Raw genomic sequence first — 16,513 nt, forward strand, 5'->3', positions numbered from 1 at the left:
GTTTTAGCTTGCATTACTGAGCCCAACAGTCATACCGCCACAAACGTAGAGAGTTTGACCAGTGGTAAAACTAGAGCGGTCATCAATTAAATAGGCTGCTGCGTGCGCAATATCCTCTGGCTGTCCCATTCTCTTGACTGGAATACTTTCAATAATTTTGATGGTCTTTGGGGCATTGGGTGGATTGCCTGAGGTAAATAATTCTGTTGCAATCGGCCCAGGTCCAATGGCGTTGACGGTAATGCCATATTGAGCCAATTCCAGAGCCCAGGTTCTGGTCATGCCTTGTAGCCCTGCTTTCATGGCGGCATAGGCAGTACGCTCTTCTTTACCCAGTGCTGCACGACTTGCGATATTGACTATGCGTCCAAAGTTTTCTTGTCGCATTTGGGGAAGCATTTGCTGGGCAAGCACCATGGGCGCCTTTAAGTTAAGGGCATAGACAGCATCAAAATCTGCTGCGCTCACATCCTCCAGAGCGCCCGGCTTAATAATCCCTGCATTATTTACCAGCCTCAGTACCTTAGCGCGATGGGTAATCTCCTGAAGAAGCGTTTTCACAGCATTGCTGTCAGTGATATCTACCTGATGAAATTCTTCGTCTTTTAACAAGCTGGGTGGCTCTAACTTATCCAAGTTAATCACTCGATAACCATCGTGAGTTAATCGCGTAGCAATGGCCCTGCCAATTCCGCGACTAGCACCAGTAATCAGAACATTCTTTGGGGTACTCATGAGCTAGCCTTCTATCAATACTATTAATCTACTGTAGCGCCAGAAGCCTTCACCACTTTTTCCCATTTCTGGGTTTCATTGGATATCGTTCTTCCAAAATCTTCTGGCGTTCCCGGGATCGGCACGCCACCCAAGTCCGCTAATCGCCTTTGCATTTTAGGATCTGCTAGTAATTGATTCATAGCAGTATTAACCTTTTCAACTGCCTCGCGGGGAGATCCTTTGGGCATCGAAAGACCAAACCAAGCAGTTGCCTCGTATCCAGGTACTGTTTCAGCAATCGTTGGTACATTGGGCAATGAAGGTTCAATCGCAACTGACGTAACTCCCAGCGCCCGAATTCTGCCGTCTTTAATAAAACCAGCAGATGAAGGCAAGTTGTCAAAAATAACCTGCACCTGTCCACCCAGGAGGTCATTTAAGGCAGGGCCCGCTCCCTTATAAGGGATATGGGTCATCTTGCAGCCCGTCATCGATTTAAATAGTTCGCCCGACAAATGGACTGAGGTTCCACTACCAGAAGAAGCCATATTAACTTTGCTAGGGTTGGTCTTGCAATACTCAATAAACTCCGCAACGGTCTTCACTGGCATGCCATTGGTAACCACCATCACATTGGGTGTGCGCACAATACCCGCTACCGGGGCAACATCATTGACAAAGTTAAACGATAAGTTTTTGTATAGAGAAGCGTTAATGCCATTGGCCGGATTCGTTAATAACATGGTGTAGCCATCGGGCGGTGATTTAATCACAAACTCAGTACCAATATTATTTCCGCCGCCTGGCTTGTTTTCAACAATGACAGCAACGCCTAATTTTTCGGTTAAGCCTTGCGAAATAATTCTGGCTAGCACATCGGTAGTCCCGCCTGGAGGGTAAGGAACAACCAAACGAATAGGTTTTTCCGGATAAGGTCCTGCGCTAGCAAAACTAGAGAAAAAAGTGAGGCAACCGAACAATAATGCAGCGTATGGTGAAATATGGTGCATGCTTACTCTCCTGTAATTAATGAGCAACTAGTGTAGTTAGAGACTATTTTTAATGGACTTATAAGGGCTTGCATATAGGGGGTTTCCTCTGTGCAAACAGCGTTTTTTGCTCAAAAGCATGGGCTAACTGCAAAATCCCGAAATCATCCCGATGCCGACCCACAATCTGTATCCCTACAGGTAGCCCATTATCAGTAAATCCTGCCGGCACTGAAATCGCAGGGTTTCCGAGAGCGCTAATCAGGTAACACGTCTTTTGCCAGTCAATATAGGTATTCATTTTGACGCCGTTCACTTGCGCTGGGTACTCTTCCTCAATGGAAAAAGGCGTCACTTGGGATACCGGCAAGATTAAAAAATCATACTTCTGAAAGAACTCTCGCATGCGGTGATAGAGCTCGGTGCGCTTAGCTTCTGCTCGTGCTAATTGGGGGCCAGTGATGGGTAAGCCCTGCTCGGCATTCCAAATTACCGTATCTTTAATTTGCTCACGATGCTCTTTTAATAAAGGTGTAATACGCAACTCTGTTCTCCAGGCGCGCCAAAGCATGAAGATTTCATCTGCCTCGGCAATATTGGGCTCATCATTTATGACTTCGCAACCGATCTCCTGAAAAACAGCGCGCGATGACTCTACTACTCTAGCCACTTCTGGCTCAACGGGTAAGCCCCCAAGATTTGCACTAAAGGCCACCTTACAGCCTTTAAATGATCTGGCTAAAGGATTTAAAAAGATCTCTCCGGGCGCCTCTAAAGAAATAGGCGAGCGATCATCGGGCCCCGACATTGCAGCCATGGCTAAAGCTAAATCCTGTACTGAGCGTGCCATAGGGCCTGACACACTCATGGTTTGCCAGCCTAATGATTCCGGCCATGAAGGTACCCTGCCAACAGAAGGCCGTATTCCAACGAGATTACAAAAGCTCGCTGGATTGCGTAATGAACCGCCTAAATCAGTTCCATCAGCCAAAGCAATCATGCCGCTAGCTAAAGCAACAGCGCCCCCACCAGAAGATCCTCCGCAGGTCTTACTTAAGTCATATGGATTGGGCGTAGAGCCAAAGACTGCATTAAATGTTTGGCTACCAGCACCAAATTCTGGTGTATTGGTTTTGCCCAGGCTAATGGCACCTGCTTTCTTTAAGCGTTCGACCGGTAAAGAATCTACATCAGGCACAAAATCTTGATAGGCCAAAGACCCAAAGGTCGTTCTCACGCCACGAGTTAAAAACAAGTCTTTATGGGCAACTGGTAGCCCATGCAAAATACCAACAGATTCATTTGCTGCAATTTTTTGATCTGCAGTGACAGCCTGCTCCATTGCAGCATCAGCAGTTAAAGTAACAATTGCATTTAAGGTGGGGTTAAGCCGCTCAATCTGGTCTAGATGCGCACGAATGACCTGCTGAGAAGAGATCTTTTTTAATCGAATAAGTTTGGCCAACTCAGTAGCAGATAGAAAACATAAATCATCATGTGACATTTAAGAAGATCTCCCTCATTATTTTTCTTGTTGACGTAGTATATGCGACTACATTTTGGGCTGTTCAGGGCCAATTTGAAGATGCTCCATGGCCTCTAGATCACATCCAAAACATTACTAAGTGAAGTTCCTTCGTAGTTTGGTTTTTCACCAATCTCTTCAAATGGATGGCCAAGGCGATTGACCCAAAATACATCAAATCCATACCATCTGGCCGCCAAAGCATCCCAAGCATTGCTAGATACAAACAGAATTTCTTCCTTTCGCACTGGAAATGCTTTTAGCAAAAGCTCATAAGCTTGTGGGGCAGTCTTAAATAAACGGACATCCTCAATCGTGACGACTTTGTCGAGATAAGGCTCTAAGCCATTGCTCTGTACTACCGTAGAAAGCATCTCTCTACTGCCGTTAGACAAAATTGCTGTAAAGATCCCCTTTTCTTTGATTGTTTTGACAACGCTTAGACTATCTTCAAAACCCGTGAGCTTGGCATACTGATCCATTAGCCTCTTCTCATTTTCAGGGGTGAGATTTAATCCCATCCGCTTACAAACATAATGCAATGAGCGAATCGTTAATTCCCAAAATGGAAGATAGTGTTTGCTGCCGGCAGGATTTGGGTCACTCATTGTGACAAGACGGGTGTATTCAATTTGGCGCTCACGCCACATGACAGAAAATGCTTGGCCATGGCCAGGGAACAGCTCTTCCGCTAGTTGACTCATGGAATACACATCAAACAATGTGCCATACGCATCAAATGCGATTAATTTATACATGCTGACGTCCAGAAGGTAAGAAGATCTGTGAGATTGGGCGGGATGAGTTCAGTTTAATCTTCAAAAGACTTCTTTAGACGCAAAATCAGAAGTGCCACAAGTCCCACTAGCATTACATATAGCGAAATCAACACCGCTCCTTTGCTATGGGCATAGCTAAAACTAGAGTAGGCTAAATAAGCAGATGCTATACAGAATATCAATGGGGTAATTGGATATAGCGGCACAGAAAATACTCGAGTTTTCTGATCTTTCGCTCGCAAAATAAATAGGCTAATACCGACTAAGAATAAGAAACTCCAAAATACCGGCGCAGTGAACTCCACCATCGCCTCAAAGCCGTCACTTTGTAAAGCCCCAAAACCAACCAAGGCAAGACAAATAACACTTTGCACCAGAAAGGCAATACGAGGAGTACCGCGAGAAGATTCCCAATGCGCCATTTTACGAAGACCATGCCAATCTTCGCCCATAGCAAAATTGGTGCGGGCACCAACAATCATGGTGGCATTAATACTTGTGAGAGCAGCAACCGCTACAAAAATACCGATTAACTTTTCTCCGATTGGACCAAAAGCAAGGCCAAGTAAATCAGCAGATGCTGCCTTACTCGTTGCCAGTTGCTTCAAGCCTAGGCCATTAAATAGTGCTATGTTTACTAAAAGGTAAATAATCGAGATGATTAAAAGGCTGAAGACAATCACTCGCACAATGGTATGAAGGCTCCCTTTTAGCTCAGCTGAAATATAGGCAGACTCATTCCAACCGCCAAAGGTAAGCAGAACAAAAACCATAGCTAGACCCATCATGCCAAATTCCGGTGTACTGGAAAATAGTGGCGGGTTGATAACAGATGGAATTGGTGTAGTAAAAAGACCAACGCCAGCAACAATGATGGCTAGTAGGCCAGAGACTTCTAGAACTGTTAATGCAGTTTGTATGTTTGCTGATGCTTCAATGCCAACTAAATTAATGATAGTCAGAACAACAATGATGACAATAGCCCAATAGATATCTGAAAATGGCCCTAAAGAGATCACCTTACTCATGTAATCACCAAAGACAAAGGCAAGCAATGCAATGGATCCCGTATTAATTACCATCGCTTTAGCCCAGCCGTACAAGAAAGAAATATTCTTTCCATAGGCCCGAGTTAAAAAATGATAATCACCGCCAGCATGAGGGTATAGAGTTGCCAATTCAGCGTAACAAAGCGCACCAGCAAGGGAGATAATCGCCCCGCCCACCCAAATTGTCAGGGCCCAACCGACATCGCCAGTGATCCCTGCCACTATGGATGGGGTTTTAAAGATGCCAGCACCAATAACGATGCCAACAATAATGGCAACAGCTCCTAGTGGGCTGAGTAAGCGCTGAGGCGAAGCCCCTGAGTCATTGGCTGACATCTGCTGAAAGCTTAAAGGCGCTTACCTGTAATCACGTTATCGTTATAAGACCTGCTTTTATAAAGACCCTTGAGCTCATTATTATTAACAGCCATCATCACAAAATGTGCGCTCTTGTCACGATCAAGGTAGGTAAAGCTCAGAGTTGCCCCATCTAATTTAGGATTCAGCAGGGGTTGCGATTCATTACCAATTTGAAGCGTACCGCCAATTTTTTGATAATGTTGAGATAGTTTTAATATAGTTTTACCTGACTCCATTCCTGTAATTACCCATTCTCCAGCCACTTGAGCAGGAACAACCCAATAAAAGGCTTTTGAAGGACTATCAATTTCAACATCTGCCTCCCAATCGCCCATATTAAATGCGTGCGATGTTACGCGAGTACCAGGCTTCATCTTTAATATAGTGGGGCGTAAGGCAATATTGAGCTCAGGCAATAAATACATAGTGACTACAGTTGCCTTGCTAAAATCTTCTACAAAGATATCCCCGTTGATAATCTTCACGCGATCAGCTACACCAGAACGATCGACATTACGCTGGGCTAATTGCGCCATCTCTGGATTAAACTCAATACCAATAGCGCGTGCGCCAAAATCTTTAGCAGCTGCAATCGCAATTCTGCCATCACCAGAACCAAGGTCATAGACTAAGTCAGTGGAATTCACTTTGGCCAGTTCGTAACATGATGGCGAGTAATTCATTGGTGGTGGGGACCCAAACCACATCTTTGCCCTCTTGACCAACTCGAGGCTGATATTTATCGTCGCCTCCCTCTAAGATGCCTTGGGCAAATATATTGAGAGCAAAAGAGGTGCTTAAAACAATCAAACAAACTTTAAAGTACTTCATATGATTTCCGTAAAAAAGAAATATGAGAATTTTCATAGCCCGCTTTAGGCTAAGAATATCGTTATGTTAGCTGAAAGGCAGTCAAGCAGTCTATCGAGGCATTATGTTTTTTAATTATCTGCACTTACTCATTGTCTTTCACTGAATTCGCACGACTAATAATCCAGCAAGCCCCTGCAATCATGATAATGGCCCCACTCTCATAAAGTAAGATTGCAGGATTTCCATCTTTGCCCTGGAGAATAATTAATCGACTTAATGCAGTCATTGCAATAAATAAAGGTATCGTTATTGGAATACGATGACTAGAATAAAAGGCTGCAAGCATCCCGAGCACCTCTGCATAAATAAACATCAGCAAAAGATCCTGTAGTTCAACACGACGATTATTGATGAGAGAAAAAATTTCTTGGCCCATCGCTGCAATAGTAAATATCGCAATAATGATAAGAAATAGTTTTTCAACTAAGCCAATGATATTTTTTACGTTCATATGCTGCCCTTTTTTATCATGAGAAGATATATAGTTATATTAGCTTATATACCCCTTTAATTACATAAGGGTAATGAACCCTTTATATAAAACGATACTTTCAAGGACACCTCATGATTAAGATATCGGCTAAAAGGAGCATTTATGGATAACTTTGGACCCGTTATCTTGCTTGAAGTGGTGCTGGTCTTCGGAGGGGTGTTGCTATTTGCATGGTGGCAATTACGCGACCTTCGAAAGGAGCGAGAAAAGGACCATAAGAAGAAAGGTCAAGACCCGCACCTAGATCTGTCTTTGGCATCAATTGAACTGCGAGACCTAAAACTCCAAACTCAAATCGGTACGTATGGACCAGGGGCAATCATTCCCAAACAACACCTTTTAGATTTAACGCTTTGGATTGATGCAACACTTGTCTTGATATCAGAAGATCTTATGGAGAAGGTTTTTGATTACGACCCCCTAATAATTGAGATTAATAAGCTTGCAGGAGATTGTCATTACGAAACACAGGAAAAACTCATTACCCGAATTGTGGGGGCATGCGCACAATACTCAGAGATTAAGGCAGTGGATATTGGCCTTAGAAAATTACCAGTAAGCGCAGATTCAGGATCGCTTGGGGTAAGGCTTTCGGTAGATTCTCTAACCTTGAGTAAGCTTAGATTCCCTTCAAATAGCTAGGCTTAAAGTGATCACAATAGAGCATCATTCTAAAACATATGAATTTAAAACGCTTGATGAAGCTATGCAATGGGCCAAGGAGTTAGGTGAGTTTGTCACTATTAAGTTTAATGATTTAGAGATCGCAGGCAAATTTGGAGCGGGTGGCATCACTAGCGGTAAATTTCCAAATGGTGAACCGTACACTTGGAAAAAACGCAGAAGGCAGTAGAAGTTTTCTTGTTTGAAATGGGGGTAGGACGGTAAATATGACCGCGCTAATTATTACTGCTTAAAATAGTATTCCCCAACAACCTGATCATAAATTGCAGGCACTTGATTGTGACCTACTGATTTTGCCACTGACACAACTTCGCTACGAACATTACGCACAACTCGATCAACAGTGAGGCCTTCTTTTTGCATTTCTTTTACAAAGATTCGAGTAAATAAGCCGTTTTTACTCTTGTCGTTAGAGCCCACTTTATCTAGGGCTTGCTGTCCAGTTCCAGCCGAGAAAACAATCATTTGGCCCGTAGCTGCAGTTGTCGGCGCCAAGCCACGTGTACCAAGGGCACTGCGAGTGCTGCCCTTAAAGGGATTGTCGCGACAGGCATCAATCACTGCCAAAGTGAACTTGACCTTTTTATCATCCATATCGTCTAAAAGACGCTGCAAAGAAATAGCATCATCTCTGACCTCTTCTTCACTTTGACCTTGAATATCAACCGGCAGTAAGTAATTGGTTGACGCAATCTGCACTCCATGACCAGCATAAAACAGGGCTACTTCATCACCAGCTTTAACTTGATTTTTAAAGTTGCGTAATTCAGCTAAAAATTGCTTTTGAGTAACATCCAACTTCATCGAGACGTTATAACCAAGCGAGGCGAGGCTTTCTGCCATGACCCTAGCATCTTCTCGCGCATTCACCAGTGGCGTTACCTTTGAATATGAATCATTCCCAATCACCAAAGCTTTACGATTGGCATAGATAGTCGGCGATAGCTTATTTGGGCTAGATGTTTGAGCTTGAGAAAGATTGGCTTCTTTTTGGATGCTGGCTCGAATCTCTTTTTCAAGCTCTTTTCGCAAAGCAGCAACTTTCTCTTCTTCAAGCCTTTGTTGATTGACTACTTTTTCACGAGAGTCTTTTTCCTGTTGTAACTTAGCAAGTAAATCTATTTTTTCTTTCTCCAGGGCGTCTAGCTTAGCCAGTTGAGATAATGCCTTAGCCTCTTCGGCTTTAGCTTTCTCCAAAGCAAGCTTAGATTTATCTGCATCCGTACTATTTTTAGCCAGATCAAGCTGTAAACGCTTTTCTTCTATAACCTTCTTCTCTTGTGCAATACGAACCTTTTCTTGTACTTGCTTTTGATCACGCTCAAGCTGGGCTTGCTTGAGTACCTCTTCCTTTATTTGCTTCTCTTCTGCCACTATCGCCTTATTTAAGTCAGCGGTATTTGTTTCAAGACCCCTGCCAGACATCAAGATTTCCTTATTGAACAACGCAGTGCCATCGGTTATCACAGTTTCACAATCACAACCCTGATTCATACATTCATCAAGAGCTAATTTGCTAGTTTTAGGTGCCAGATCCCCCCGACTGATAAGACCAAAATTCGAAATCTGTAAGGATGCAGCTTTGCACGTTTCTAGTTTCGAAACAGCGATTGAATAAAATTTAGCCCGTTCAATTTTCGAAACAATATTTTCAAGCGTTGGAAATGCACCCTTTGCAAGGGGTAAATCCTCCAAACAACCGACAGATCCATCGGGGTATCTAATTTCAGTCTTAAAGCTGGAACAAGAGGCCGCATAGATGCTGCCAGAGCTAAAAAATCAGGAGAGTTATTAAAAAAAGTTTTTTTATTGTTGGCTGCATAGTCATCATATTAACTATATAAAAATGATAATTAAAGACTTTTGCATAAAATCAATGCCGTAGCGCTCTATCCACCAAGGCTACATGACAATCAAGCCGCCAATATGGCATTTCTTGAGCTATTAGAACCGCAATAAAGGAGCCAAAAATACTGATAAAAGGGTCTTCCCAGCACGATTCGATCGTGCAACCTACGCCTTAAAGGCTAAAAAATTGCGCTAAAACAAGTTAAGAAGATTATCTATACCCGGCACGATCCAGAAGTCTTTGGGCTGCAATTTGATTTTTACCAATGGCAGCAACAGAAATATTTTCAGGCGTAAATGGTCCCAAAAGCTTTAAGCCGTCATTATTAATCTTGACTGACTGGACAACTGGCCACTCATTGTTACCGTCTGCAAAATATTCTTGAGCTGAGTCACTTGCTAGATATTCTAAAAACTGAATAGCCGCCTGTGGATGAGGTGCATTCTTAGCGACACCGCCACCAGCAATATTGATATGTGTTCCAGTTGTTTTCTGATTTGGCCAAACAAAACCAATCTTAGATACAAGCTCTTGATCTTCAGGTTTAGTAGATCTTAGAAGCCGTACTAAATAATACGAATTCGTCAGGGCCACACCACACTCACCTGAAGCCACTGCTTTGATTTGGTCTGTGTCACCACCTCTTGGTGGTCTGGCCATATTAGCCACCATTCCTTTGGCCCATTCTTCAGTAGCCGCTTCACCACGTCGCTCAATCATGGCACCAATTAATGACAGCATGTATGGGTGCGTACCGGACCGCGTACATACCTTGCCTTTATTGATGGGCTCTGCTAACTTTTCATAAGTATCAACATCTTGTTGACTGATCTTAGCCTTGTTATATACAACCAGACGCGCTCTTGTTGAAAATCCAAACCAAGTAGACCCTTCTGCATCAGGTTTAGATCGTAAATTGGCTGGAATGCGACTATCCAAATATTTTGAATGAATTGGTTTAAAGAAACCATCAATTTGAGCACGCCACAATCTTGCTGCATCCACCATCAATATCACATCAGCCGAGCTATTTGCACCCTCGCTTTTGATTCTCTCTGCTAGAGCATTGTCATCAGCTTCAATACGATTAATTTTGATACCGGTCTTTTTAGTGAAATTGCTGTAGAGAGCTTCATCTGTTTGGTAATGACGAGCGGAATATAGATTTAATTCTTTATCGCTTGCCTGAGCCAAACCCATGTGCCAGAGCGCCATAAGTAAAAATGAGATGCTGTAAAACTTTAAGTACTGTTGCTTGTTCATCGATATGTACGTGTAAAAAGATGTAAAACTCAATTTACCATAAATACGAATGATTATCAATTAAGATTTGGAAATGACCCTAGAGAGCAGTAAAACGGGGAAAAGACCCACGAAAACAATGGTTAACGAAGGCAAGGCAAGTTCGGCTAAACGTTCATCAGCGGCTAATTGGTAGGTAGCAACAGCTAAAGTATCAAAATTAAACGGTCTTAAAAGTAGTGTGGCAGGTAATTCTTTCATCACATCTACAAAGACAAATAGACCGGCCGTCAATAGGCTGCGTTTAAGTAAAGGTATATGTACCCTTCTAAGAATCTGCGGTTTAGAAAGGCCAAGCAAAGCTGCTGAACCATCCATTGATGGCGTAATTCGAGAAAGTCCCGCTTCAACACTTTGCAAGCTAGACGATAAAAAACGAACTAAGTAGGCATATACCAAGATTAAAAGGCTAGCTGACATCCACCAAGCTATTCCAAAAATTTCCAAGAAAGAAAGAATGCCTATTGCCAGAATGGCGCCAGGCAATGCATAGCCAAAGCTAAGTAAACGGTTGACCCAAATCAATTGAGAATGTATTCGCACGGAGTATGCGAAAAAAATCGCTAATGCTACTGAAATTATGGCAGTAAACATAGAAACTGATAAGGAGTTAACTAGCCAACCCCAATAACGAATATCTACAGAGAGGCCCTGCTCAAACAAAAGTTGAAGGAGTGCAAATGCGGGCAATAAAAATCCGCACAGTATCGTTGCGCCACAAAATGCAAAAGCAAAAAAAGCCTTCTTACCATCTAGACGCTTTGTAACTGTCTTGCTCTGAGAGGACGAAGAATAGCGCAACTTTGAGCGGCTACTTTGCTCTACAAAGAAGATGAGTAAAACAAAACTTAACAGCCCTAAAGCTAATTGAACTGCAGCCAAGCGATCGCCAAAAGAAAGCCAGGCTTTGAAAATACCAGTAGCAAAAGTCTGGACACCAAAGTAAGAAACCGCACCAAAATCAGCTAAGACCTCCATTAACGCTAAAGCCATGCCGGCAAAAATAGCGGGTCTAGCCATCGGCAGCACTAGATGCATAAATCCTTGCAATGGGCTATAGCCAAGTGTTTCAGAAACCTCAATCAGACGTCGACTACGCTCTAAAAATGCAGTACGGGTAATGAGATAAACGTAAGGAAATAGACAAAATGAAAAGGACCAAATAGCGCCGGCCATAGATCTCGGGTCAGGGAAATACCATAAGACATCGACACCAAGAAAAATGCGCAGTGCTGTCTGGATGGGGCCGGAAAATTGAAGGAGATCTACAAAAAGATAAGCCATCACATAAGTGGGTATAGCCAATGGAAGAATTAAAGCCCACTCATATATTTTTTTTCCAGGGAAGTCGTAACTTGCAACAATCCAAGCATTGCCTACCCCTAGAACAAATACCCCTATCCCAACACCAAAAATCAATATCAAGGTTGTGACAATATATTCGCCTAGAACAAAGTTCCATAAATGACTCAGAGTACTACTAGCCAGTACATCAAGACCCTCGCCTGCTGGGGAAAAGAATGGCACTACTAAGCCAAATAGAGGCAAAAATAGAAACAGGGCAAGGGGAACCACAAAAGGTTTCATGAATTCGGCAATCCGTTTAGACTCTCACTAGGCACTAAACTATCAGCACTAGTGAGAAAATTATAGTAATGAAATCTGAACACGCACTACTTTCCATAAAAGGACTTGAAATAACCTACCCTAGCCAGGATGGTAATGATAAGGTCATTGCAGTTAAAAACCTGAATCTTGATCTCATGGCTGGTGAGATTGGTTGTCTGCTTGGATCCTCTGGATGTGGAAAGTCTACTGTTCTTAGGGCGATCTGTGGTTTTGAACCACTCAAATCGGGGGAGATATACCTCAGAAACAAGCTAGTGAGCTCTCCATCGATGACTCTGCCGCCAGGCGAAAGACGCATTGGCATGGTCTTTCAAGACTTTGCTCTCTTTCCCCATCTTAACGCACTGGAAAATGTCAGCTTTGGATTGCAACATCTTTCTAGCCAACAAAGGACTACTGTTGCGATGGATTGGCTTAGTAAAGTTTCCCTTTCTGATAAAGCTAAAGCATATCCACATGAACTGAGTGGCGGTCAACAACAACGAGTCTCGCTTGCCAGAGCAATGGCGCCCGAGCCTGATGTCATTCTTCTGGATGAACCATTTTCTAGTTTGGATATTGAATTGCGAGAGCGCCTCGCATTTGAGATGCGCGACATTCTTAAGGCAAATCATATTTCTGCTCTATTAGTGACACATGATCAAACTGAAGCATTTGCAATTGCCGACAAAGTGGGTGTAATGACAAATGGCAAAATACTTCAATGGGATGCGCCCTATGATCTATATCACAAGCCAGCCACTCGATATGTGGCAGACTTTATTGGTCGTGGTGTATTTGTTAAAGGTACAGTTCTGGCTGACAACCGAGTCAAGATTGAAATTGGCGAAATTCCATTGGATCAGGGTCACAATATAGAAATTGGTAAAGAAATAGACGTGCTCATCCGGGCAGATGATATTCAGCACGATGACCATAGCCCCATGCAAGCAGAAGTAGTTGCTAAAACATTTAGGGGTGCAGATTTTTTATACACCCTAAAACTACAATCTGGTGTAGAAGTATTGGCCCTCGTACCAAGCCATCACAACCATGAAGTAGGTGAAAAGATCGGCATCACACTTGCCTTAGATCACGTGGTTACCTTTTAGCCCAAGTAGCCTCTTAGATAGATCAAGGAGTCTGGCCAGCAGAGCACGATTCGAACGTGCACTAAGCCTTGGAGGCTTTAAAAATGAATCAAAACAACAGCAAAAACAATGGTTTTAAGGTGATTGGATTTGAGCAATCCTAATTTAAGTTCACCCCAACTTTTTTCCCTGTCTCACAAATATCTTGCCAAGTTTTATCATCAATCTCAAAGCCGTCTGCCAAGCGAAGTTTCATCATTTTTCGTTCAGGTTCGCCGGCTAGCATAACCGGCACACCAGCCTCGTTAGCTGGGCTTTGATATACCCAATCAATAAATGAGTTTGTCTCTAAATCAAATTGCTCTTTTGAGCTCATGCTGACGGGGTTGATCAAAATCGATAGCATCCCATTCCAGATAGCCCGTTTTTTTATTTTCGGCGGCTTCCAAGTGCCGCTCCCAGTTAATGCACCCCCCAGCAATTCACAGGCTATGGCTAAACCCGAGCCTTTATGTTCACCAAAGGGCATTAAAGCTCCTAAATTACCAGCAGCATCTGGCTTTACAACAACGCTTGGATCGGTGGTGGGCAAGCCTTGTTGATCGATCAAAAACTCAGGACTAACTTGTTTGCCCGCATTATGGGCAACCCGCATCTTGCCTTGCGCAGAGCGGCTAGTAGCAAAATCTAAAATAAACGGCTCACGATTAGCAATCGGCACGCCAATACAAAATGGATTGGTACCATGTCTACCTATGCCGCCACCCCAAACTGCTACAACTGGAGCAGAAATAACATTTACTAGGTGAATTGAAACTAAGCCCTCCGCTGCAGCCATCTCTGCGAAATGCCCAATACGCCCCAAGTGGTGCGCACGCGATAAGGACACAATACAACTACCTAATTTTTTGGCCCTAGAAATCCCTAACTCGATTGCTTCTTCGCCGACAATTTGCCCAAAGCCTTTCTGCCCGTCAAGCACTAACATGCTACCTAGATCGCTTGTTATCTTGATGCTTTGATTAGGCTGTAAAGATCCCTCTTGAAACGATTCGATATAACGCGGAATCATTCCAGCACCGTGAGAATCATGCCCCTTTAAATTTGCCTCAACCAAGTTTGTGCAAACCCGCAAGGCCTCGACCTCAGAGCTACCAGTAGCTCTAATAATTTGAGCAATTTTAGTTTTTAAATCTTCAGCATGAAAGATTGGCATAGTGAGCTAGTTTATTGTTTCTCATCTTAGATTATGGATCATTAGCTTCCTACCCAAGGTCATCTAAACTTTAGATAAGGTCACCCCTGGTAAACCACAATTTAGCCATGGCTCAGCCTGGATTTATATGAACTAGTATGAATTGACCTGCAGAGCATGGCTCGAACGTGTGCCAAAAAACTGGGATTTAGGAGCACAAGTCAAAGAATTGCGCCTTAAATATACCCATACCCGCTATATATACAAAAAACTCTAACGAGATAATTATTTAATCGTTTGATATATATCTCGTGCCGTTTAATGTTGCATATTTAGCTATTGGCATTCAAATGAAAACCTCACACAATAAAACCCTCAAAAACATAGCCTTTGTATTAAGTCTTCTAGCTATATCCAGCCCCCTTTTTGCACAGGATTCATGGCCTAGCAAGTCAATCAAAATCATAGTTCCAGTACCAGCTGGGGCAAGCCTAGATACCTTAGCCCGCACTATCGGAAAAGGTGTCTCTGAAAAATTAGGTCAAGCGGTTGTGGTTGAAAATATGGCCGGCGGTGGAAGCAATATTGCTTTTGGCTATGTTGCTAAGGCAGCGCCTGATGGTTATACACTGCTTTTGGGTTGGGATAGCCTTCTCATCAACCCTGCTTTATATAGCAACCCGCCATATAAACTCGATCAGTTTGCGCCCATCACAATGGCAATCACAGCACCCCAAGTTTTATTGGTGGGGCCAAAGCTTCCCGTTAAAAATCTACGATCACTCATTGAAGTTGCAAGACTGAACCCAGGAAAAATTACCTTAGCCAATGCTGGCAGTGGTAGTCCAGGTCATCTTGCTGGAGCATTATTAGAAAGTATGGCTGATATTAAATTTACCAATGTGCCCTACAAAGGTGGCGCTCCCGGTGTTGCAGACCTGCTAGCTGGACACGTCGATGCCATGTTCGTAACACTACCAGCAGCCCTGCAGTATGTTCGATCTGGCAAACTGACTGCCCTTGGGGTTAGTCCCGCAAAAAGATCTACTGGCGCACCTAACATCCCTACTATTGCTGAAGCGGGTATACCAGGTTATGACCTGAACTCTTGGCAAGGCGTTTTAGCTCCAGCAGGTACGCCCCAAGCTATTATTAACAAACTCAATAAAGAGATTGTTCAAACCTTGAAACAGCCAGAGGTCAAAGATCAATTAATTTCTCAAGGATTTGAAATTGTTGCGAGCTCCCCTGAATACCTAGCAAAGCAATTAACCATTCAAGCACCTAAATGGGCAAAATTAGTGAGGGATTCTGGGGCAAAAGTTGACTGAGTGAAAGATTGATATGACTACAAAAAGAAAAATAGATTTCTACTTTAGCTTTATTTCGCTTTATACCTATATTGGGTATGAAGCATTTGAAGCTTTAGTAAAAAAATATGATTTAGAGGTCACATATAAACCTATTGATCTTCATGCAATATTCTCAGTCAGCGGAGGATTACCTGTCTCAAAGCGACCACCTCAAAGACAGGCCTATCGATTCGTTGAAATGCAGCGCTGGGCAATTACTCGCAACATACCATTGGTACTCAAGCCAAAACACCATCCATCTGACCCAGTGATTGGTCACCGCATGTTAATTGCTGCTATGGCTCAAAATTTAGATGTACAAGAATTTATTCGTAATGCCCTAAAAATTCTTTGGGTTGATGATTTAGATATCAAAGATTCAAAGGTGATGGTAGAGGTCGCAAATAAATCTGGTTTAGATGGGGAGCAGCTCCTTAAAGACAGTACTAGCCCAGCGATTGATGCTGAGGTGAACCGACTGACGGCAGAGGCAGTTGAAAGACAGGTATTTGGTACGCCCTTCTTCTTTTATAGAGATGAGCCATTTTGGGGTCAGGACCGATTGGACTTGCTAGAAGAAGCCATTAGGTCAAATCGAGATCCAATTCCTTTTAAAGTAATTAGCTAATCTGGCCTGCCCAGCACGA

Annotated in this window: 17 protein-coding genes; 5 read left to right on the forward strand and 12 right to left on the reverse strand. The window is 43.1% G+C overall.

Annotation, left to right across the window (positions count from 1 at the left end; all coding sequences use genetic code 11):
• Window positions 1–3 precede the first annotated feature (3 nt).
• From CBI31_RS09525 to CBI31_RS09555, 8 genes are all read right to left on the reverse strand, one after another.
• On the reverse strand, window positions 4–735 hold the full coding sequence (locus tag CBI31_RS09525; protein WP_088526165.1) for an SDR family NAD(P)-dependent oxidoreductase: 732 nt from the start codon (window positions 733–735) through the stop codon (window positions 4–6).
• 23 nt (window positions 736–758) lie between these two features.
• Window positions 759–1,727 (reverse strand): Bug family tripartite tricarboxylate transporter substrate binding protein, encoded by a 969-nt coding sequence (locus CBI31_RS09530; protein ID WP_088526166.1) that lies wholly within the window; start codon window positions 1,725–1,727, stop codon window positions 759–761.
• Window positions 1,728–1,785: 58 nt separating this feature from the next.
• Window positions 1,786–3,210 (reverse strand): amidase, encoded by a 1,425-nt coding sequence (locus tag CBI31_RS09535; RefSeq protein ID WP_088526167.1) that lies wholly within the window; start codon window positions 3,208–3,210, stop codon window positions 1,786–1,788.
• 95 nt (window positions 3,211–3,305) lie between these two features.
• Window positions 3,306–3,989, reverse strand: a complete 684-nt coding sequence (locus CBI31_RS09540) for a haloacid dehalogenase type II (RefSeq protein ID WP_088526168.1) — start codon at window positions 3,987–3,989, stop codon at window positions 3,306–3,308.
• A gap of 53 nt (window positions 3,990–4,042) precedes the next feature.
• Entirely contained in the window at window positions 4,043–5,395 is a 1,353-nt protein-coding gene (locus CBI31_RS09545) for an APC family permease (protein ID WP_088526169.1), read from the reverse strand.
• 11 nt (window positions 5,396–5,406) lie between these two features.
• Window positions 5,407–6,066 carry a class I SAM-dependent methyltransferase gene (locus CBI31_RS09550; protein ID WP_161491200.1) on the reverse strand — a complete coding sequence of 220 codons (660 nt, stop codon included), beginning with the start codon at window positions 6,064–6,066 and terminating at the stop codon, window positions 5,407–5,409.
• Window positions 6,053–6,250, reverse strand: a complete 198-nt coding sequence (locus CBI31_RS10365; protein WP_161491201.1) for a hypothetical protein — start codon at window positions 6,248–6,250, stop codon at window positions 6,053–6,055. The genes CBI31_RS09550 and CBI31_RS10365 overlap by 14 nt, the downstream gene beginning before the upstream one ends.
• 124 nt (window positions 6,251–6,374) lie before the next feature.
• The gene (locus tag CBI31_RS09555; RefSeq protein WP_088526171.1) at window positions 6,375–6,743 is read right to left on the reverse strand and encodes a phosphate-starvation-inducible protein PsiE; all 369 of its coding nucleotides are present in this window, start codon (window positions 6,741–6,743) and stop codon (window positions 6,375–6,377) included.
• Between the two features lie 144 nt (window positions 6,744–6,887).
• Between CBI31_RS09555 and CBI31_RS09560 the strand changes: the two genes are divergently transcribed.
• Window positions 6,888–7,427 (forward strand): dihydroneopterin aldolase, encoded by a 540-nt coding sequence (locus tag CBI31_RS09560; RefSeq protein ID WP_088526172.1) that lies wholly within the window; start codon window positions 6,888–6,890, stop codon window positions 7,425–7,427.
• A 7-nt stretch (window positions 7,428–7,434) separates the two neighbouring features.
• Window positions 7,435–7,638 (forward strand): hypothetical protein, encoded by a 204-nt coding sequence (locus tag CBI31_RS09565; protein ID WP_088526173.1) that lies wholly within the window; start codon window positions 7,435–7,437, stop codon window positions 7,636–7,638.
• Window positions 7,639–7,691: 53 nt separating this feature from the next.
• Here CBI31_RS09565 and CBI31_RS09570 read toward each other — a convergent pair whose 3' ends face one another.
• From CBI31_RS09570 to CBI31_RS09580, 3 genes are all read right to left on the reverse strand, one after another.
• Window positions 7,692–8,894, reverse strand: coding sequence for a caspase family protein (locus CBI31_RS09570; RefSeq protein ID WP_161491202.1), 1,203 nt, complete (start codon window positions 8,892–8,894; stop codon window positions 7,692–7,694).
• Between the two features lie 634 nt (window positions 8,895–9,528).
• Window positions 9,529–10,533, reverse strand: coding sequence for an extracellular solute-binding protein (locus CBI31_RS09575; RefSeq protein ID WP_088526206.1), 1,005 nt, complete (start codon window positions 10,531–10,533; stop codon window positions 9,529–9,531).
• Between the two features lie 108 nt (window positions 10,534–10,641).
• Window positions 10,642–12,207 (reverse strand): ABC transporter permease, encoded by a 1,566-nt coding sequence (locus CBI31_RS09580; protein WP_088526175.1) that lies wholly within the window; start codon window positions 12,205–12,207, stop codon window positions 10,642–10,644.
• 68 nt (window positions 12,208–12,275) lie between these two features.
• Here CBI31_RS09580 and CBI31_RS09585 point away from each other — a divergent pair, with 68 nt between their 5' ends.
• On the forward strand, window positions 12,276–13,340 hold the full coding sequence (locus CBI31_RS09585; RefSeq protein ID WP_088526176.1) for an ABC transporter ATP-binding protein: 1,065 nt from the start codon (window positions 12,276–12,278) through the stop codon (window positions 13,338–13,340).
• A 139-nt stretch (window positions 13,341–13,479) separates the two neighbouring features.
• Here the strand turns inward: CBI31_RS09585 and CBI31_RS09590 are convergent, their stop codons facing one another.
• Window positions 13,480–14,535 (reverse strand): malate/lactate/ureidoglycolate dehydrogenase, encoded by a 1,056-nt coding sequence (locus CBI31_RS09590; protein ID WP_088526177.1) that lies wholly within the window; start codon window positions 14,533–14,535, stop codon window positions 13,480–13,482.
• A 329-nt stretch (window positions 14,536–14,864) separates the two neighbouring features.
• Here CBI31_RS09590 and CBI31_RS09595 point away from each other — a divergent pair, with 329 nt between their 5' ends.
• Entirely contained in the window at window positions 14,865–15,845 is a 981-nt protein-coding gene (locus CBI31_RS09595) for a Bug family tripartite tricarboxylate transporter substrate binding protein (RefSeq protein ID WP_088526178.1), read from the forward strand.
• Window positions 15,846–15,858: 13 nt separating this feature from the next.
• Window positions 15,859–16,494, forward strand: coding sequence for a 2-hydroxychromene-2-carboxylate isomerase (locus tag CBI31_RS09600; RefSeq protein WP_088526179.1), 636 nt, complete (start codon window positions 15,859–15,861; stop codon window positions 16,492–16,494).
• Window positions 16,495–16,513 lie beyond the last annotated feature (19 nt).

Source organism: Polynucleobacter campilacus, from assembly GCF_002206625.1.
Taxonomy (GTDB): domain Bacteria; phylum Pseudomonadota; class Gammaproteobacteria; order Burkholderiales; family Burkholderiaceae; genus Polynucleobacter; species Polynucleobacter campilacus.